The following is an 18627-nucleotide window of genomic DNA, read 5'->3' on the forward strand; positions in this document are numbered from 1 at the left end:
GATGAGTCCCGTACTCGCCGGAGTCCTCCAGCTCCTGGCACTGATCGTCGCCCTGGGCCTGTCGTACCGGCCGCTGGGCGACCACATGGCCAAGGTGTACTCCTCGGAGAAGCACTACCGGCCCGAGAAGTGGATCTACAAGGCGATCGGCGCGCACCCGGGTGTGGAGATGCGCTGGCCGGCGTACCTGCGCGGGGTGCTCGCCTTCTCCGCCGCGAGCGTCCTCTTCCTCTACCTGCTCCAGCGGGTGCAGGGCTCCCTGCCCGGCTCGCTCGGCTTCGTGTCCATCGACCCGGACCAGGCGTTCAACACGGCCGCCTCCTTCGTCGCCAACACCAACTGGCAGTCGTACTACGGCGAGCAGGCCATGGGCCACGTCGTGCAGACCGGTGGCCTGGCGGTGCAGAACTTCGTGTCGGCGGCCGTCGGCATGGCCGTCGCGGTCGCGCTCGTCCGGGGCTTCGCCCGCTCCCGCACCGGTGAGCTGGGGAACTTCTGGGCGGACCTGGTCCGGGGTGTCGTCCGCATCCTGCTGCCGATCTCGCTGATCGGCGCGCTGGTCCTGGTCGCCTGCGGCGCGATCCAGAACTTCTCCGGCATCCACGAGGTCGGCCGGTTCACCGGCGGCGCGCAGCAGTGGAACGGCGGCGCGGTCGCCTCGCAGGAGGTCATCAAGGAGCTGGGCACGAACGGCGGCGGCTACTTCAACGCCAACTCGGCCCACCCCTTCGAGAACCCCAACGGGCTCTCCAACCTCTTCGAGATCTACCTGATCCTCGTCATCCCGTTCGCGCTGACACGGACCTTCGGGCGGATGGTCGGCTCCCTGAAGCAGGGATACGCGATCCTCGGCACGATGGCCGCGATCTGGGTCGGCTTCACCGCGCTGATGATGTGGACCGAGTTCGCCCACCACGGGCCGGCGTTCGACCTGGCCGGCGGAGCGATGGAGGGCAAGGAGACCCGGTTCGGGATCGGCGGTTCGTCGATCTTCGCGGTGGCCACCACGCTGACCTCGACGGGCGCGGTGAACTCCTTCCACTCCTCGTACACCGGCTTCGGCGGCGGGATCACGATGCTGGGCATGCAGCTCGGCGAGATCGCGCCCGGCGGCGTCGGCTCCGGCCTCTACGGCATGCTGATCATGGCGGTCATCGCGGTGTTCCTCGCCGGCCTGATGGTCGGCCGCACCCCGGAGTACCTGGGCAAGAAGATCGGCACCCGCGAGATCAAGTTCGCCGCGCTCTACATCCTGGTCACCCCGGCGCTGGTGCTGAGCTTCACGGCGCTCGCCATGGCCCTGCCGACGCCCGCGCACTCGATGACGAACAGCGGCGCGCACGGCTTCTCCGAGATCCTCTACGCGTACACCTCCGGCGCCAACAACAACGGCTCCGCCTTCGCGGGCCTGAACGCCGACACCCAGTGGTTCAACACCACGATCGGCCTCGCGATGCTGCTCGGCCGGTTCCTGCCCATGGTGTTCGTCCTCGCCCTCGCGGGCTCGCTGGCCGAGCAGACGCCCGTACCGGAGACGGCGGGGACGCTGCGGACGGAGAAGCCGCTGTTCACCGGCCTCCTCGTCGGCACGATCGTGATCATCACCGGCCTCACCTACTTCCCGGCCCTCGCGCTTGGCCCGCTCGCCGAAGGACTCGCAGCATGAGCACCCTCACTCCCACCCGCGCCCCGCACACCGGGGCGTCCACCGGCCGGCCCGCCGGGACCGGACGCGTCGGGGGCGGTCTCTTCGACCCCCGGCAGCTGGTCAGGTCGCTGCCGGACGCGCTGAGGAAGCTCGACCCGCGCGTCATGGTCAAGTCGCCGGTCATGTTCGTGGTCCTCGTCGGCTCGGTGGTCACCACCGTCCTCGCGGTCAGGAACCCGGGGGACTGGTTCGGCTGGGCGATCACCGCCTGGCTGTGGCTGACCACGGTCTTCGCCAACCTGGCGGAGGCGGTCGCCGAGGGCCGGGGCAAGGCGCAGGCCGACACCCTGCGCAAGGCCAAGACCGACACCGTCGCCCGCCGCCTCGCCGAGGACGGCACGGGCGAGGAGCGGGTCCCCGGCACCGAGCTGAGGATCGGTGACCTGGTGGTCTGCGAGGCCGGCGACGTCATCCCCGGCGACGGCGACGTCGTCGAGGGCGTCGCGAGCGTCGACGAGTCCGCGATCACCGGCGAGTCAGCCCCCGTGATCCGCGAGTCCGGCGGCGACCGGTGCGCGGTGACGGGCGGCACCAAGGTCCTCTCGGACCGGATCGTCATCAAGATCACGACGAGGCCGGGCGAGACGTTCATCGACCGGATGATCAACCTGGTCGAGGGCGCCGCCCGGCAGAAGACCCCGAACGAGATCGCCCTCAACATCCTCCTCGCCTCGCTGACGGTCGTCTTCCTGCTCGCCGTCGTGACGCTGAAGCCGTTCGCGATCTACGCGGGCGCCGACGAGCAGACCTCGATGATCGTCCTCACGGCCCTGCTGGTCTGCCTGATCCCGACCACGATCGGCGCGCTGCTCTCGGCGATCGGCATCGCCGGCATGGACCGGCTGGTCCAGCGCAACGTCCTCGCGATGTCCGGGCGGGCGGTCGAGGCCGCCGGTGACGTGTCGACGCTGCTGCTCGACAAGACCGGCACGATCACCCTCGGCAACCGCCAGGCGGCCGAGTTCGTCCCGGTGCGCGGGACGACGGAGTCCGAGGTCGCCGACGCCGCCCAGCTCTCCTCGCTCGCCGACGAGACCCCCGAGGGCCGCTCCGTCGTGGTCCTCGCCAAGGAGAGGTACGGCCTGCGCGAGCGCCACCGGGGCGAGCTCGCCCACGCCGACTGGATCGGGTTCACCGCCCAGACCCGCATGTCGGGCGTGGACGTCGACGGCCGGCGGATCCGCAAGGGCGCGACCGGCTCCGTCGTCGCCTGGGTGCGGGAGCGGGGCGGCACGGTCGCCGACGACGCCCAGCAGCTCACCGACTCGATCTCCCAGGCCGGCGGCACACCGCTCCTCGTCGCGGTCGAGGACGACCGGGGGGCCCGCGTCCTGGGCGTGATCCACCTGAAGGACGTGGTGAAGGAGGGCATGCGGGAGCGGTTCGACGAGCTGCGCCGCATGGGCATCAAGACCGTCATGATCACGGGTGACAACCCGCTGACCGCGAAGGCCATCGCCGAGGAGGCCGGGGTCGACGACTTCCTCGCCGAGGCCACGCCCGAGGACAAGATGGCCCTCATCAAGCGCGAGCAGGCCGGCGGGAAGCTGGTCGCGATGACCGGTGACGGCACCAACGACGCCCCCGCGCTCGCCCAGGCCGACGTCGGCGTCGCGATGAACACGGGCACGTCGGCCGCGAAGGAGGCCGGCAACATGGTCGACCTCGACTCCGACCCGACCAAGCTCATCGAGATCGTCGAGATCGGCAAGCAACTCCTCATCACCCGTGGTGCGCTGACGACCTTCTCCATCGCCAACGACGTGGCGAAGTACTTCGCGATCATCCCCGCGATGTTCGCCGTCGCCTACCCGTCGCTCGACAAGCTCAACATCATGGGCCTGGCCTCGCCCGAGTCCGCGATCCTGTCCGCCGTCGTCTTCAACGCGCTGATCATCGTCGCGCTCGTGCCGCTCGCCCTCAAGGGCGTGCGCTACCGGCCCTCCAGCGCCGACTCGATGCTCCGCCGCAACCTCGGGATCTACGGTCTCGGCGGCCTGGTCGCCCCCTTCGTCGGCATCAAGATCATCGACCTGCTCCTCTCCCTCATCCCCGGAATCGGCTGACATGAACAACTCGGTAGGCAACAACGGCCGCGTGCTCTGGGCGGGCCTGCGCGCCCTCCTCGTCCTCACCGTGATCTGCGGCGTCCTCTACCCGCTGGCCGTCACCGGACTCGCCCAGGCGGCGTTCCCCGGCAAGGCCAACGGCTCCGAGGTGAAGGACGCGAGCGGGAAGGTCGTCGGCTCCGAGCTCATCGGCCAGACGTACCTGACCGGCGGCGAGCCCGACCTCCGCTGGTTCCAGCCCCGCCCCTCCAACGGCCTGGGCACCAACAGCGTCAACACCCGGTACAAGCTGATCCTCTCCGGCGCCACCAACCGCTCCGGCGACAACGCGGACCTGATCCAGTGGGTCAAGGACGCCAAGGCGGCCGTGGTGAAGGACAACTCGGTGAAGGGCCACACGGTCGACCCCGCCGACGTCCCCGCCGACGCCGTCACCTCCTCCGGATCCGGCCTCGACCCGCACATCTCCCCCGAGTACGCCGCACTCCAGGTCCACCGGGTCGCCGAGAGGAACCACCTCACCGTCGCCCAGGTCGACCGGCTCGTCACCGACCACACCGACGACCGCCTCCTCGGCTTCATCGGCGAACCCCGCGTCAACGTCCTCGCACTCAACATCGCGCTACGGGAGATGACGCGCGCTCAGTAGGGCAGCACCCGGGACTCGACCGTCGGCAGCCCCTTGACCCACCAGTGGTCGAAACGGCGGTAGACGTGCGGGTCCCGGTCCGCGAGCAGCCGCCCGAGCGCCCCGGCCTCGACGGCGAGGCCCTCCCAGACGTCCGCGGGCAGCGGATGGAAGGCCGAGGCCTCGATCCCGCCGTCGACCGGCCGCCACACCCCGGCCACGTAGCCGTCGACGAGGAGCGTCGGAAGCGTGTCGCCGTTCACGCGGATCACGTGCTTGCGGTACGCGGGCGGGACGACCCGGCCGCGGTCCGCGTACGCCAGCAGCACGCTGTCCCACATCGCCATCAGCCGGGGTGGCGCCGGCACGTCCTCGTCCGGACGGTGCGCCCCCGGTACGTCGTACAGCACCGTCCCCCCGTCCCCCTCCAGCCGCACGAGCTCACCCTCCAGGGCCTGCACCGCCGCCCGCACCAGACCGCGCGGGGCCGTCGTGAACTGCGCCATGTCCGGTACGGACGCCGGCCCGAAGCCCTCCAGATAGCGCCGGAGCAGGACCGCCAGACCGGCGGCGGACGCCTCCGGGTCGCCCAGCACCGGCAGTTCGGCCGCCGTGACGAAGGACTGCGCGGTGCCGAACGACCACGGCGGGCCCGTCGGCGCGTGCCACAGCGGCGCGTACTGCCGCACCATCCGCCAGACCACCGCCTCCACCGGCCCGCCCCGGCCCTCCTCGATGCGCGCCCGCAGCTGCGCCCCGGTCCTGGGGCTCGCGGCGTACGCCAGCAGACCGGGCAGCATGGCGTCGGCGTCGGCGGCCGTGAACCCCGCCTTCGTGAACCGCGGATCGTGCAGCCGCGACCCCCGCAGTGTCGGCTCCATGGCCTCCCGGAAGGCCCGGTAGTCCCCGGCGTGCACCAGGTGCAGGGTGATCCGCATCAGCGTCGACCTGACCAGCTCGAAGTCGCCCACGGCCCCGTCGAGGTGCTCCGGATCGAAGCCCGCGACCCGGTTCCACAGCGCCACGTAGGGCGAGCCGGGATGCTGCGCCTGCACGCCCACCACCCGCCGTACCGCCTCCGCGACGCCGAGCGGCGCCCGCTCCAGGAGCAACTGGCGGTGCAGGCTGGAGCGGTTGAGGGCGCGCGCGGAGATGACCATGACGCGATTCTCCCTCCCGGCCGCGCGAACACGCCCCGTAATGTCCTGGCCATGGGGAACGCGCAGGCGGAGCTGTCGAACCGACGACCAGGGGATCTCGCGACGGCACCGCGCCCGCCGGCGGCACCCGTCCCGGCGGCTCCCCGCGGACGCCGGCGGAACCCACTGGACGGCCACGGCAGGGGCGTCGCGCTCACCGTCCTCTGCCTCCTCGTCTGCGCCGGGCTCGGGCTCCAGTCCTGGACCGCCCTGCGGGCCACCGGCTTCGACCTCGGCATCTTCGACCAGGCCGTGCGGGCCTACGCCCACATCGAGCTGCCGAGATCACCCCTCAAGAACGTCCACCACGAGTTCCCGCCCGGCTTCTCGCTCCTCGGCGACCACTTCACCCCCGCGCTCGCCCTCCTCGCGCCGCTCTACTGGCTGTGGGACGACCCGAGGACCCTGATCCTCGCGCAGGCCGCGCTCTTCGCGGCGGGCGTGCCGGTGGTCCGCCGCATCGCCCGGCACGCCTTCGCGGACGCGGCGCCCCCGGTCGTACGGAGGGCCGCCGACCTCGCCGGACTCGGGTACGCGCTCGGCTGGCCCCTGCTCAACGCCGCGTACAACGGCTTCCACGAGGTCGCCTTCGCCGTGCCGTTCACCCTCCTCATGCTGGAGCGGGGACTCGCCCACCGCTACGGCGCGGCCGCCTTCTGGGCGGCCCTGCTGTGCACGGCCAAGGAGGACATGGGCCTCGTCGTCGGCGCGTACGGCCTCGTCCTCGCCGTCCGCGCCCACCGCGCCGGCCACCGCGCGGGCCGCGCCACCGGGATCGCGCTCGCCCTGGCCGGACCGCTCGTCTCCGCGCTCGTGATCGCCCGGTTCCTCCCGGCGATGGGCGGACCCGAGGGCTACTACTGGTCGTACGAGAGCCTCGGCGCCGACCCGGGAGACGCCCTGGCCCACGTCCTCACCGCCCCCTGGACCCTGCTCCAGGTCGCCGTGACCCCCACCGTCAAGATCGCCATGCTCGCCTGGATCCTGGGCACCCTCGCCCTGCTCCCGCTCGGCTCCCCGACCTTCCTGCTCGCCGTCCCCCTCCTCGCGGAACGCGTCCTCTCCGACAACCCCAACCACTGGCCGGTCATCAACCACTACGACGCCTTCCTGTGGCCGATCCTCCTGACGGCCGCCCTGGAGACCCTGGCGAGGCTGCACGCCCGCGGCCTCGGCATCCGGCGCCCGGCGGCGGCCGCGCTCGCCCTCTCCTCGGCGGCGGCCGTCGTCCTCGGCCTGAACCTCCTCGTCCGCCCCGACTCCTGGCACCCCTCCCCGGACAAACGCCCCCTCGCCGCGGCGGCCGCACTCATACCGGACGGCGCGACGGTGGAGGCCGACAACGCCATCGCGCCCCGCCTGACCGCCCGCACGGACGTGGTCATCGCCGACCGCACCCCGCGCGGCGCCGACTGGGTCCTCCTCCGGGTGAACGACCGCACTTTCCCCTTCGCCTCCACCGACGAACAGCGCCGGCGGATCGCCCTCCTCCTGGCGCACGGCTACACGAAGGCCTGGGAGCGGGACGGCACGGTCCTCCTCCACCGCACCACCCCCACCCCCGTCCCCGGCGAACACCGCCCGGGCCCGGACAGCACCCCCGTCCGCGAGGCCGTCCCGGACGACGTGGGCGCGAACCTGCTGCTGCGGTAGGACCCTCCGGGAGACGGAGCCGGTCGGAGTCCGGCGGAGTCCGGCCGCCTGCGACGAGACCGCTCCGGCGGGCCGGACGCCCGCGACGCGCGTTCACCCAGGACTCCCCCCGGCGTCGCGCACACGTCGCCGAGCGTTGCGCGAAGGACTGGACCATGAGGCCGCCCTCACCGGCGACTTTCCATGTCCTCCAGGGAGTTCAGATGAATCCGCGCCTCCTGCGCCGGCCCGCCCTCGTCGTCCTGCCGCTGTCCGCCGCGCTCGCGTGCTCCGTGGTCATGGGCACGGCCGACGCCACCCCGGCGCACCACGGCGGCCCCGCCGCCCGGCTCGTCTCCACCTCGACCCTGCCCGACATCCCGCTGGCCTCCTTCAGCAACGCCCTGCTGCCCGGCAGCGTCGCCGACGACCGGGGCGTCGACCTCGGCGGCATCGGCAGCGACCTCTACCCGGCCGAGCGGCGCGGCGAGTACTGGACCGTCACCGACCGCGGCCCCAACGGCCAGATAGCCGTCGGCAAGGACAAGCGGCGCACCTTCCCCGTGCCCTCCTTCGACCCGGCCATCGTGAAGATCCGCGTCGTCGGCGACCGGATCCGGGTCCTGGAGTCGATTCCGCTCACCACGAGGTCCGGCGCCCCCGTCACCGGCCTGCCGAACCAGCCCGGCCGCGACGAGGCCCCCTACTCGTACGACGCCTCCACCCCCCTCGCGTACGACCCGAACGGCCTGGACACCGAGGGCATCGTCCGTGACCGGGACGGCAGCTTCTGGCTGGTCGACGAGTACGGGCCCTCGCTCGTGCACGTCTCCGCCAAGGGCCGGGTCCTCGCCCGCCACGTCCCCAAGGGCCTCGGCCTGACCGGCACCGACTACCCCGTCGTCGAGTCGCTCCCGTCGATCTTCCTCCAGCGCAAGATCAACCGCGGCTTCGAGGGCCTCGCGCTGCTGCCCGACGGCGACCTCGTCCTCGGCCTGCAGAGCCCGCTGCTCAACCCCGACAAGGTCGCGGGGGAGGAGTCCCGCACCACCCGCCTGCTGCGCTTCTCGCCGCACAAGAACCGCGTCACCGCCGAGTACGCCTACCGCTTCGACGCCGTCGGCACCGTCGAGCCCGGCCAGACGAAGACCTCCGAGCTGAAGCTCTCCGCGCTCGTCGCCCTCGGCGGCGACCGCCTCCTCGTGCAGGAGCGCACCGACAAGGCCGCCCGCCTCTACGAGGTGCGCCTGCGGCGCGGCTCCGACATCCTCGGCACCGGCTGGGACACCGCCCAGGGCCCCACCCTGGAGCAGCTCGACGACGCGGCGGCGGCCGAGGTGCCGGTGCTCGACAAGCGCCTCGTCATCGACCTCAACACCGTCTCCGGCGTCCCCGGAAAGATCGAGGGCGTCGCCGTCGAGGGCTCCTCGACGCTCGTCCTGCTCAACGACAACGACTTCGGGATGACCGACGGCCCGGCCGCCTTCGACGCGAACGGCCGCCTCGTCGACAGCGGCATCGACACCACCCTCGTCCGGGTGCGCCTCGGCCGCCCCGTCCGCTGACCCGCCCGATCCGCCGGGTCGAGGTCCTACGGGGCCTCACCCAGCGGATTGGCCATCGGTACGTAACGGGCGTCGGCCGCGTCCACGTCGAGCCAGCGCAGCAGCAGGTTCGTCTTCGCGGGCACGTGCGGTGCCCCGAGCAGCGCGGCGACCTCCACCGGACCGCCGCGCTCCGCCGCGTACCCGGCGAACACCGCCCGCGCCGACGCCCACAGCTCGCCGGCGAGTTCCGGATGCCGGTCGGTGAGGGCGCCGGCGATCTCGGAGAGGTTGTTCGTCACCAGGCAGTACACGAGCCGCTCCCAGCCGTGCGCCGCGTCGAGCACCGGAGCCGGCCCGCGCGACCGGTACCGGTCGAGGAGCGCGCGGTGCCGCTCGGCGACGATCCGTACGCCCTCGTGGTCGCGGAAGACCACCCGCGCCGGGACGCCCGTCGCGTCCACGCCGACGAGGACGTTCTGGAGGTGGCACTCCAGGACCAGACCGTGCCGCTGCCAGGCGTGCAGCACCGGCGGCACCAGGTGGTCGAGGTAGCGCCGCCACCACAGGAGCGCCCGCTCCGGGGCCAGCCCGTCGATCGGGTTGCCGGGAAAACCCTCCCCGATGCCCGCCGCGAGCAGCGGCGTCACCCCCGGCGGCAGATGCGCCCGCAGGCCCTCCCGCGCGATCACCGCGAAGCCCTCGTAGGCGTGCTGCCCGCCGAGGTCGGCGGTCCGGTAGCCCCGGTCGGAGAGGAACGACGCCGTCGGCAGGGTGTCGAAGACGGGCGCGAGGAGATCGCCGACCGTCCGCAGCCACAGCAGGTCACGCAGTTCGAGACGGCGGTTCCCGTTGGTGATCCGCACGTCCAGGCTGAACTTGCAGAAGAGATCGGCCTCCGGCAGGTACACGGTACGGACCGAGGACGTCGCCACCGCCCGCCCCGCCCGGGGCGCGCTCGCGCCGAGCCGCAGCAGCCGCCCGTCGCGGAACGCGGGCAGCTCGCCCAGCAGGTCGAGCTCCCAGGGGTGGACGGGGAGGACCGCATAGCCCTCCGGGGCGTCGCCTCCCAGCGGGTCGAGCAGGGACAGGTCACCGTCCTGCGCGACGACGTCGGCCCGGACCCCGAGCAGCTCCAGCGGAAACCGGGCGTACGCCTCCGGCGCGTACGGCAGCCAGCTCTCCGGGGCGCCCGCCCCGCGCGCCTTGGGCGCCGGATGGAACCGGTGCCCGGCGAGCAGCGCCTGCTCCGAGCGCAGGTACGGGTCCTCCGGCGGGCACGCGGAGGCGCGCGCGTCCTGGAGCGCGGCGACGGCGTCCCTGCTGTCGGTCATCTCGCCCACGACCGTCCTGTTGGTGACGCCGGTGCGGCGGGCGAGCTCGTCGGCGGTCAGCGCCACGAGCGCGTCGAAGGTCAGCGGGAGCCAGCCGCCGTCGGTGCGGACGCAGGGCTCGGTGGGCCGCCGGCCGGCCCGCACCCGCAGCAGCCGGCCGGTCGCGGGGAGCCGGTGGACGACGTGGTCCGCGTCCGGACGCGGCGCGGCCTCGGCCACCTCCCGGATCAGGCAGTTGAGGAGGGCGGTGGCCGACAGGGCGTCGGCCCGTCCTCTGGCTTCACTCACGACAGTGCCTTCCCCCGAGCCCCGGCGGGTCGTCCACCGGTAGGGACATCCTGCGCAGGGTAGTGAGCCTTCATGCACCCCGCTCCGGATCACGATACGAGCGCGCACCGCACTCCGCGCGCCCCCGAACGAACCTCCCCCACGGAGGCGCCACGCGCCGGGGACCGGGGCCCGGGCACGGAGTCCGCGCGCGTCCCTGAGCGGGGTTCCGGTGGGGGGACCGCGCGGGGTCCCGGGCCGGGTCCTGGTGAGGAGGCTCCTCGCGTCCGGGAGTCGGGTCCTGGTGGTGGTGCGCAGGTCTCGCGGCATCCCGAGCCGGGTCCCGGCGCGCAAGCCACCCGTGGCCCCGAGCCGGGTTCCCGTGCCGAGGTCGCGCTCGCGCGGGAGCTGGTGGGCGTCGCGCCCCGGCTGCTCGCCGCCTATCGGCGGGAGCTGGCCCCGGCACGGGCGGCGGTGCTCGGCAGGCTGTGGCGCGCGCTGCTCCACGAGCCGCTCCCCGGGGTCGGCTCGCGCGACGCGTGCGCCGGGCGCGTGGTGCTCGCGGACGGCCGGGTCCTGAGCGGGCCGCCCCGGCTCCCGTACGACCTGGTGGTCCCCGGTGAGGACGCGACCGTACGGCTCGACGGCCGCGCCCACGACCACCCGGCGGAGCTGCTCGCCGCGCTCGCCCTGCCGGGTGCCGGCCCCCTCGTGGCCGAACTCGACCACGGCGTCGCTTCCCTGGCGCTGTCCAGGGCCGGCGCGGGCGCGACTCCGGCCGGCCACGGCGACGGCGACGACCGCCTCGCGTACGTCGGCCACGGCGACGGCGGCGACCGCCTCGCGTACGTCGGCCACGGCGACGGCGACGACCGCCTCGCGTACGTCGGCCACGGCGACGGCGACGACCGCCTCGCGTACGTCGAGCAGGGCATCGTCGACGGGCACCCGTACCACCCCTGCTGCCGCAGCCGCCCCGGCCTCTCCGCGGCCGAGCAGCTCGCGTACGCCCCCGAGCACCGTCCGGTCGTCGACCTCGACCTGGTGGCGGTCCCGGCCGACCGGTGCCGTGTCGCGGGGGAGTGGCCGGCGGGGCTGCGGGACGGCGACCGGCTGCTGCTGCCCGTGCACCCCTGGCAGAGCGAGCACGTCCTGCCGGGCCTCGGCCACGTCCCGTACCGCACGGGGGCGATCCCCGCACGGCCGCTGATGAGCGTACGGACCCTCGCCCCGCTCGCCGGGGGCCCGCACCTCAAGACGGCGCTGACCACGCGGATGACCAGCGCGATCCGCGACATCTCGGCGAGCGGCGTCGAGAACAGCGCACCGCTCTCGGACCTCCTCGCGCAGGTCGTGGACGACCTGGCCGGCACCCTCACGATCACCCGCAACCTCGCCGCCGCCTCCGCGCTCGTACGGGGAGAGCCCAGCGCCGACCTCGCCGTGCTGCTCCGCGCGTCACCGGCAGCCGCGGCCCGGCTGCGCGAGGGGGAGAGGGTCCTCCCGGTGGCGGCGCTCGCCGCCCGTCCCGCCGGCGACGGCCCGCCCCTGATCCAGACGCTCCTGGCGTCCGCCGGCGCCCCGGACGCGGGCACCGAGTGGCTGGCCGCCTTCGCGGACCTCGCGGTCCCGCCGTTCCTCCGCCTCCTCGCCCGGGGCGTCGCGCCCGCCGCGCACGGACAGAACCTCCTGGTCGTGCTGGACGCGCACGCCCGCCCCCGCCGGCTCGTCTACCGCGACCTCGCCGACGTCCGGGTGAGCCCGAGCCGTCTCGCCCGGCACGGCTTCGACGCCGCTCCGGTGGGCGGGCGGGTGATCGACGACGACCCGGAGGTGCTCCGCACGATGCTGTTCGGCCACCTCTTCGGCACGACGTTCGGCGTCCTGGTCTCCGCCCTCGCCGACCGCGACCGCGCGGCCGCCGCCCGGCTCTGGTCGATCGTCGCCGGCGCCGCCCACCGCGCCTGCGACGCACTCCCGGCGACGCCGGAGAACCGGGCCGACCACGCGACGCTCTTCGCCCCGGAGCTCCGGGTCAAGGCCCTCACCCTCATGCGGCTGCGGGGCGTGGACCGCGACGCGTGGATCCCGCTCCCCAACCCCCTGGCCGGTACGCCTCACAGGAAGTGCACGTCGTAGCGCTCCTGCTCGGCGAGAAGGTCCTCGAAGGACGCCAGACCGTGCTGGACGCGGCCGAGCGACCGGAAGTAGCCGAAGCGGTCGACCCCCGGCGTCAGGACCACGAGCAGCTCGGCGCCGGAGCCGGGGGCCGCGCCGAAGGAGTGCGGCACCCCGGGCGGTACGGACACCAGACCCCCGGCGGCCACGGTCGTCGTCACGCCGTCGAGGGTGCACCACATGACCCCGTCCAGGACGTAGAACAGTTCGGTCGACCGCGCGTGGAAGTGCGTCCTGGCCCCCGCCGCGCCCACGCCGAGGGAGAGGCGATTGGCCCCGAGCGCCCCGCCGGTGTGGACGGCGTCGGCGAGGAGACGGAACCCGCCGCCGTGGGGAAGGCCGATCCGTTCGGCCTCCTCGGCGTGCACGACGAGCGCCTGCCGGTTCTCGGACATGGGTACGGCTCCTCTTCCCCCACCGGTGTCGGAACCCCCTCGGATTCCCTGCGTCCTCCATTCGATCCGGGGAAGAAGGGCCGCACCACAGGCGGTTGCAGTCGACAGAATTCACTGCTCGTGACGAATACGGGGGCGTCGTGGAGCTACGGCAGCTGCGGTACTTCGCGGCCGTGGCCGAGGAGGGCGGATTCGGCCGGGCCGCCGAGCGGCTCGGCGTCGTCCCGTCGGCGGTCAGCCAGCAGATCCGGCGGCTCGAACGCGCCCTGGGCGTGGAGCTGTTCGCGCGCACCACCCGCAGCGTGCGGCTCTCCGGCGCCGGCGAGCTGCTGCTGCCCGAGGCGCGCGGCGTGCTCGCGGCCGCCGACCGCACCGCGCGCGTGGCCGCCGACATCGCGGCGGGCGACGACGGGATCCTGCGCCTGGGCGGCCTCCACGGCCCGGGGGACCGGATCAACCGGGTCCTGGCCGAACTCACCTCCACGGCTCCCGGGTTGCGGGTCCGTCTGCATCGGCTGCCCGTCGCCCGCCGTCTGGAGGCCGTACGGGAAGGAGAGCTGGACGCCGCGCTCGTACGGGCGCTGCCGGAGGAGCCGGGGGCCGTTCCCGGGCTCGCGCTGCTTCCCCTGTGGAGCGACCCGCTGTACGCCGCCCTGCCCGAGGACCACCCGCTCGCGGCCGAGCCCGAACCCCGCCTGGAGCGGCTGGCCCGCCTCCCGCTGCGGCTCGCACCCCGGGAGGCCAACCCGCCCTTCCACGCCCTGGTGGCCGACGCGTTCCGGGCCGCCGGGGTGTGGCCGGTGGCGGGGCCGCCGTTCACCGATCTCCAGGCCACGCTGACGGCGATCGGTACGGACCGGGAGCCCTCGTGGACCCTCTTCTACGAGGTGCGCGGACTGCCGGAGGTCCCCGGGGTCGCGGTGCGCCCGCTCACGGGTCTCGCCGTCACCACCTCGCTGGCGGTGCGGCCGGGCCCGCCGGGCCCGGCCCTGCGGCACCTGCTGAGGGCACTGCACGCGGTCGGCTGAGCCCGGGGCGCGGGACCAGGACGTCCCCGCCCAGCCGTACCACCGCACCGGACACGCCCGCCCTGATGGTCGCGGGGCTGCCGAGGGAGTCCCCCATGTCGACGGCGATGCGGTCGACGCCCCGCCGGGCCAGATGGGCGGCGAGGCAGGCCGTGCTGTTGGCGTTGGCGATGTCCTCGGGGACGCCGATCGACGGGGCGAACATCCGGGCCGCGAGCCTGCCCGAGGGCGACGGCGCCGCGTACACGTAGCAGCCCAGGAGCCCGAGGCGGTCGCAGACGGCGCGGAGCCGTTCCATGTCCGGGGCGAGGGCGTCGAGTTCGGCACGCGAGACGAGGGGCACCAGCAGCCGTGGCCGTCCGACGGAAGCGACCTGTAGCCCGGGGCCCAGGGCCCGGGGCCCGATGCCGAGCGCGGGCGGGACGAGCGCGGACTCGGCCGCGTACGGCTCGCGCAGTTCGACGGGGCCGTACGCGAAGCCGACCTCGACGTGCGCGCCCTTCCGCACGGCCCGGCCGGGGAAGGTGCGGCCCGCGACCCGGAGGGTCACCCGGCGGGTGCCGGTGTCAGTGCCGGTGTCGGCTCGCGCGGCGAGGTACCCCAGGGCGGCGACCGTCCCGTGCCCACAGGAGGGCAACTCCCCTGCGGAGGTGTAGAACCGGAGGGAGAAGACGGGTGCCCCGTCCTGTCCGGGCCCGGGATCCCGGGCCACGAACACGGCGTGCGAGGTCCCGGCGAGCCCGGACACCCGCCGCCGCTCGTCCTCTCCGTACGGCCCGTCGTCCAGCACGGCCGTGGGACTTCCGCCACGACTGTCCCGCACGCACGCGTGGACGAGGCTCACCTCACCGAAGGACACCACGCACCTCTCGTACCCCACCGAGGGCCTCCGCCAACCGGTCGGCCTCAGAGGCTGCGGGCCGAGATGTCGCCGTAGGAGGTGGTGGCGCGGATGCTGAGCCCGGCGGCGGCGCCCTCGGTGTTCCGGAGGGAGTTGCTGACCCGGCCGTAGGCGGTACCGGCGTCGAGGGAGGCGGAGACGCCACGGGCGGCGGCGACGTCGATCCGGCCGGCCTCGGTACGCAGCACGACCGTGCCCCGCAGGGCCTCGTCGACCCGGAGGTCACCCTTCAGGGTGCTGATCTCGGCGTCGCCGCCGAGCCGGCCGACCGCGATGTCACCGGCCTGCACGGTGAGGCGGGCGGTGGCGGCCTCGTCGAGCTTGACGGTGGCCTGCGCGCTCTCGAACGTGACGTCGCCGAGCCGCCCGACCCCGCGCAGGTCGGCGGCGGCGGTCTTCGCCTCGACCCGGGACCCTGCGGGCAGCTGGACGGTGATCTCGACGGCCCCGGACGGGCCGAAGTACTGGTTCCTGGCGGCGGAGGCCTCGATCCGCAGCACACCGTCCCCGAAGGAGACCGCGGTCCGCTCGGCGGCCTTCACGTCACGGCTCCTGGAGGCGTCGGCGGGCAGGACCTCGACCGTGACGTCGTCCAGGTCGGCGGCGATGAACCGGATGACGCCGGCGGGGACGTCGAGGAGGGCGGCGACGGGGGTGGTGGTGGGGAACTTCTGCATGGTGGCTCTCCTGGGACTGGGTCGTCGTTTCCGATGAAGGAAAAGCTACGTTGCATTCACGGATCAGGCAACAGCTTCATTGCGAGAAGTGCTAGAAACTCCAGCTCAGAGCCAGGATTTCATTGCAATGACCATAAGGCTAATGCAACAACCCAAGGCCACCTCGTTGCAATGGCTGAACGGTGAACGCAAACCGGGACGCCGAAGCCGTACGTTCGGTCCGTGACGCACGTCGTGGCCGTGGCGCCGCAGCACGCCGCGCAGGTCCTCGCGATCCACCGGTCGGGCGTCGACGAGGGGAACGCCACCTTCGAGACGACGCGGCCAAGCTGCCCGCCCACCGCCTGGCCGCGGTCGACGACGACGGCCGGGTACGGGGCCGAGAACGCCGCCGGCCTCACCCTCCACCAGCGGGATCTCTTCCGGAGGAGGGCGCGGCGACGGCTACTCCACGTCGACGCCGTACCCCCGGGCGAGGTCCTCCAGGCCGTGGTCGTAACCCTGGCCGACGGCGCGGAAGCGCCACAGAGCGCCCCGGCGGTAGATCTCCGCGAGGAGCAGGGTGCGTTCGCTGGTGGCGGCGTCGAGCGTGGCCCGGGCCGCGGCCGGAGCGTCGACCCCGGGTGCGAGGGTCGTCTGCACCGCTCCGATGTCCCCGAAGGTGGCGGCGCCGTCGATGGCGGCGGCGATCGCGATCCTGTGGGCGGCGGGAGGAAGCGCCGCGAGGTCCACGACGACGGTCTGCTCGGTGGGGCCGTCGCAGAGGAGGCGCAGCGCTCCGTCGGGGCTCTCCGGGGCGCCGTAGAAGACGAAGTCTCCGTCGCTGGAGACCTGCTCGTCCTCGTCGAGGACGAAGGCGACGACGTCGATCTCGCAGTTCGGCTGCTGCGCCCAGGAGGCGCCCAGGTGCCACTGGCCGGCGGTGGGGAGCGCGGGGAGGTCGATGACTCCGCCGCGCGGCAGGACAGCGGTCGTCACATGGTTCCGGGCGGGGGCGTCGGTCCGTGCGGAGGCCGGCGTGGAGTCCGGTGCGGAGGTGGGGTCTTCGAGCCACGCGCGCGCGTGGACCGGGAGCCCCAGCGCGGTGACGCGGGTCATCCGGCGGTCGCGTTCACCTCCGGGGAGGAGGACGATGTCGGTGACGCTCGCCGAGAGGTTGATCGCTGCGGTCCCGCCCAGCTCCACGGCCCTGGCGCGGGCGGCGGCAGCCTCCGGGTGCGTACCGCCGAGAACCAGGATCCGCCGCCGGCCGAACGGCTTGGGGGAGCGGTCGGGCTCAGGAGGCCTGGGGTGGGGTACCTCCACGACGGTCGTGGGCACGGTGGCCTGGGTCGCCGCTTCCGAGGGCGCCGCTTCGGGCGACACGTCCTTCGGCGACGCGTCTTCGGGCGACAGCTCTTCCGGCGACGCGCCTTCCGGCGACAGCTCTTCCGACGGCACGTCTTCCGGCGTGAGCGCCTTCGGCGTCTTCTTCGCGGCCTGGTTGTCGTGCGGTGTTCCGGGGCCCACCTCTCCCAGCAGTTCGAGGAACGTGTGCTCGTCGACGATCGGGACCCCCTCCGCGATCGCGCGCCGCGCCTTGGCCGAGCCCGAGGCGGCGTCGTTGGTGACGAGAACACTGGTGTGCCGGCTCACCGACGACATGATGTTGAGGCCGGCGGCGACGGCCCGGGCCACCAGCTCGGCCCGGGAGGTCGCGGTCTCGCCGGTGACGGCGATCTTCATGCCCTGGACGAGCGGGCCGCCGGGATCCGGACGGCCCGGGTTCCGGTAGGCGCAGGGCGTCTTCGGCGGATTCGGGGCGAACTGCGCGTCCTGCCGAGGCGGGCAGGGCACCAGCGGCAGCGGGACGTCCAGCCGTGCGGCCTCGGAGAGGGAGGATCGGAAGATCCCCGCGAGGACGCGCGTGTCGTCGAGCGCGTCATGGGCGCGGGTCTGCGGGACGCCGTAGTGGGCGGCCAGCGACGCCAGGCTGAGGTCGGCGGCCGGTGGCTCCACGCGCCGGTTCAGCGCGAGCGTGCACAGGCGCTGGGTGACCGGGAGGTACAGCCGGGCGCGGGCGAACTCATGGGCCAGGAAGTCGTAGTCGAACTGCGCGTTGTGAGCCACCATCACGCGGTCCTGCAGGAGCGCCCCGATGCGCCCGGCGACCTGCGCGAAGGTCGGGGCACCGCTCAGGCGCTCCGTGGTCAGGCCGTGGATGTGCACGGGACCGGGGTCGCAGCCCGGGTTCAGCAGGGTGGAGTACTCGCCGGTCTGGACGCCGTCCGGCCCGAAGGTCAGCACCGCGATCGAGAGGATGCGGTCACGCCGGGCGATCAGGCCGGACGTCTCGACGTCGACGAGGGCCCAGTCGTAGGCGTAGTCGGGCAGCTGTGACACGTCGGGCGTGGTGGCGGCGAGGGGCATGGCAGCCAGGATGATCCGGACGAGATCACGACTTCAACCCGAATGCCCATTTGTCCCTGGATCTCCCGAGAGACCGCTCCGGCGGACACGGGGTCTTTCCGGGCGTCCACTTGGACCTGAAACATCCAGCGAGGAGGCTTTGTGGTTCGGCTGATCCGGTGGAGGTTCTCGTCCTACGCTGGGACTTCTTGTCCGTTGACGTGAGGAGGCGTCGTCGTGTTGGTCGAGGGTTTGGTGGCGGTGGCTGCGGCCGGCGGAGGGGCGATCGTTCAGGCGGCGGCGACCGATGCCTGGGCCGGGATGCGCAGCGGCGTGGCGCGGATCCTCGGTCGCGGCGACACGGGGCGTGAGCAGGCGGAGTTGGAGCGGCTGGATCAGACACGGGCCGAGCTGGAGTCGGCCGGTGACGGCGCCGGGGCCGAGCGGGTGCAGACGGTTCTGGTGACGCGTTGGCAGACCCGTCTGGAGATGCTTCTCGAACAGCTTCCGGAGGGGGAGAGGCAGCAGGTCGTCGCTGAACTGCGGGCTCTGGTCGAGCAGGCGCGATCCCAGGCTCCGGTGCAGAACACGCACAACGACTTCAGCAACGCGACGTTCACCGACAGCCAGGTTCTTGCCAGCGGTACGCAGAACAACACGATCAACCGGTAGCGGGCGA

The 18627-nt window shown here is 73.4% G+C and carries 14 protein-coding genes; 8 read left to right on the forward strand and 6 right to left on the reverse strand.

The genetic code is table 11. The features are described 5' to 3' along the window. Position 1 precedes the first annotated feature (1 nt). Genes kdpA through ABTY59_RS05050 form a run of 3 tightly spaced genes read left to right on the forward strand, consistent with a single transcriptional unit; the run spans position 2 to position 4426 of the window. Positions 2-1666: a potassium-transporting ATPase subunit KdpA gene (kdpA, locus tag ABTY59_RS05040; RefSeq protein WP_352017509.1), complete on the forward strand. Its 1665-nt coding sequence runs from the start codon at positions 2-4 to the stop codon at positions 1664-1666. Then, positions 1663-3774, forward strand: coding sequence for a potassium-transporting ATPase subunit KdpB (kdpB, locus tag ABTY59_RS05045; RefSeq protein ID WP_352017510.1), 2112 nt, complete (start codon positions 1663-1665; stop codon positions 3772-3774). Before kdpA ends, kdpB begins: the two co-directional genes overlap by 4 nt. 1 nt (position 3775) lies before the next feature. Then, positions 3776-4426: a potassium-transporting ATPase subunit C gene (locus ABTY59_RS05050; protein WP_352017511.1), complete on the forward strand. Its 651-nt coding sequence runs from the start codon at positions 3776-3778 to the stop codon at positions 4424-4426. Here ABTY59_RS05050 and ABTY59_RS05055 read toward each other — a convergent pair. Further along, on the reverse strand, positions 4420-5565 hold the full coding sequence (locus ABTY59_RS05055; protein WP_352017512.1) for a winged helix DNA-binding domain-containing protein: 1146 nt from the start codon (positions 5563-5565) through the stop codon (positions 4420-4422). The genes ABTY59_RS05050 and ABTY59_RS05055 overlap by 7 nt on opposite strands. A 51-nt stretch (positions 5566-5616) precedes the next feature. Here ABTY59_RS05055 and ABTY59_RS05060 point away from each other — a divergent pair, with 51 nt between their 5' ends. Beyond that, a complete protein-coding gene (locus ABTY59_RS05060; RefSeq protein ID WP_352017513.1) occupies positions 5617-7257 on the forward strand; it encodes a DUF2079 domain-containing protein in 1641 nt (546 codons plus the stop codon). A gap of 203 nt (positions 7258-7460) precedes the next feature. Next, the gene (locus ABTY59_RS05065) at positions 7461-8801 is read left to right on the forward strand and encodes an esterase-like activity of phytase family protein (protein WP_352017514.1); all 1341 of its coding nucleotides are present in this window, start codon (positions 7461-7463) and stop codon (positions 8799-8801) included. A gap of 26 nt (positions 8802-8827) precedes the next feature. Here ABTY59_RS05065 and ABTY59_RS05070 read toward each other — a convergent pair whose 3' ends face one another. Then, a complete protein-coding gene (locus tag ABTY59_RS05070) occupies positions 8828-10402 on the reverse strand; it encodes an IucA/IucC family protein (RefSeq protein ID WP_352017515.1) in 1575 nt (524 codons plus the stop codon). Positions 10403-10792: 390 nt separating this feature from the next. On the opposite strand from ABTY59_RS05070, the gene ABTY59_RS05075 reads away from it, so the two are divergent. Further along, positions 10793-12520 (forward strand): IucA/IucC family protein, encoded by a 1728-nt coding sequence (locus tag ABTY59_RS05075; protein ID WP_352017516.1) that lies wholly within the window; start codon positions 10793-10795, stop codon positions 12518-12520. On the opposite strand, the gene ABTY59_RS05080 is transcribed toward ABTY59_RS05075, so the two are convergent. Further along, the gene (locus ABTY59_RS05080; RefSeq protein WP_352017517.1) at positions 12499-12954 is read right to left on the reverse strand and encodes a cupin domain-containing protein; all 456 of its coding nucleotides are present in this window, start codon (positions 12952-12954) and stop codon (positions 12499-12501) included. The two genes, ABTY59_RS05075 and ABTY59_RS05080, sit on opposite strands and share 22 nt — an antisense overlap. A 140-nt stretch (positions 12955-13094) precedes the next feature. On the opposite strand from ABTY59_RS05080, the gene ABTY59_RS05085 reads away from it, so the two are divergent. Further along, positions 13095-13982 (forward strand): LysR family transcriptional regulator, encoded by an 888-nt coding sequence (locus ABTY59_RS05085; RefSeq protein ID WP_352017518.1) that lies wholly within the window; start codon positions 13095-13097, stop codon positions 13980-13982. Here the strand turns inward: ABTY59_RS05085 and ABTY59_RS05090 are convergent. From ABTY59_RS05090 to ABTY59_RS05100, 3 genes are all read right to left on the reverse strand, one after another. Next, positions 13900-14862, reverse strand: a complete 963-nt coding sequence (locus ABTY59_RS05090) for a PhzF family phenazine biosynthesis protein (protein WP_352017519.1) — start codon at positions 14860-14862, stop codon at positions 13900-13902. The genes ABTY59_RS05085 and ABTY59_RS05090 overlap by 83 nt on opposite strands. A gap of 26 nt (positions 14863-14888) precedes the next feature. Next, the gene (locus tag ABTY59_RS05095; protein ID WP_352017520.1) at positions 14889-15560 is read right to left on the reverse strand and encodes a DUF4097 family beta strand repeat-containing protein; all 672 of its coding nucleotides are present in this window, start codon (positions 15558-15560) and stop codon (positions 14889-14891) included. 444 nt (positions 15561-16004) lie between these two features. Beyond that, positions 16005-17969, reverse strand: a complete 1965-nt coding sequence (locus ABTY59_RS05100) for a TerD family protein (RefSeq protein ID WP_352017521.1) — start codon at positions 17967-17969, stop codon at positions 16005-16007. 216 nt (positions 17970-18185) lie between these two features. On the opposite strand from ABTY59_RS05100, the gene ABTY59_RS05105 reads away from it, so the two are divergent. After that, the gene (locus tag ABTY59_RS05105) at positions 18186-18620 is read left to right on the forward strand and encodes a hypothetical protein (RefSeq protein WP_352017522.1); all 435 of its coding nucleotides are present in this window, start codon (positions 18186-18188) and stop codon (positions 18618-18620) included. The last annotated feature ends 7 nt before the right edge of the window (positions 18621-18627 follow it).

It is taken from the genome of Streptomyces sp. NPDC096079, assembly GCF_040303145.1.
GTDB lineage: Bacteria > Actinomycetota > Actinomycetes > Streptomycetales > Streptomycetaceae > Streptomyces.

Excerpts from the sequence above, each read along its gene's own strand:
- kdpB (WP_352017510.1), top strand. The coding sequence starts at position 1,663 with ATGAGCACCCTCACTCCCACCCGCGCCCCGCACACCGGGGCGTCCACC.
- ABTY59_RS05095 (WP_352017520.1), bottom strand. The coding sequence starts at position 15,560 with ATGCAGAAGTTCCCCACCACCACCCCCGTCGCCGCCCTCCTCGACGTC.
- ABTY59_RS05080 (WP_352017517.1), bottom strand. The coding sequence starts at position 12,954 with ATGTCCGAGAACCGGCAGGCGCTCGTCGTGCACGCCGAGGAGGCCGAA.
- kdpA (WP_352017509.1), top strand. The coding sequence starts at position 2 with ATGAGTCCCGTACTCGCCGGAGTCCTCCAGCTCCTGGCACTGATCGTC.
- ABTY59_RS05050 (WP_352017511.1), top strand. The coding sequence starts at position 3,776 with ATGAACAACTCGGTAGGCAACAACGGCCGCGTGCTCTGGGCGGGCCTG.
- ABTY59_RS05100 (WP_352017521.1), bottom strand. The coding sequence starts at position 17,969 with ATGCCCCTCGCCGCCACCACGCCCGACGTGTCACAGCTGCCCGACTAC.
- ABTY59_RS05065 (WP_352017514.1), top strand. The coding sequence starts at position 7,461 with ATGAATCCGCGCCTCCTGCGCCGGCCCGCCCTCGTCGTCCTGCCGCTG.
- ABTY59_RS05055 (WP_352017512.1), bottom strand. The coding sequence starts at position 5,565 with ATGGTCATCTCCGCGCGCGCCCTCAACCGCTCCAGCCTGCACCGCCAG.
- ABTY59_RS05060 (WP_352017513.1), top strand. The coding sequence starts at position 5,617 with ATGGGGAACGCGCAGGCGGAGCTGTCGAACCGACGACCAGGGGATCTC.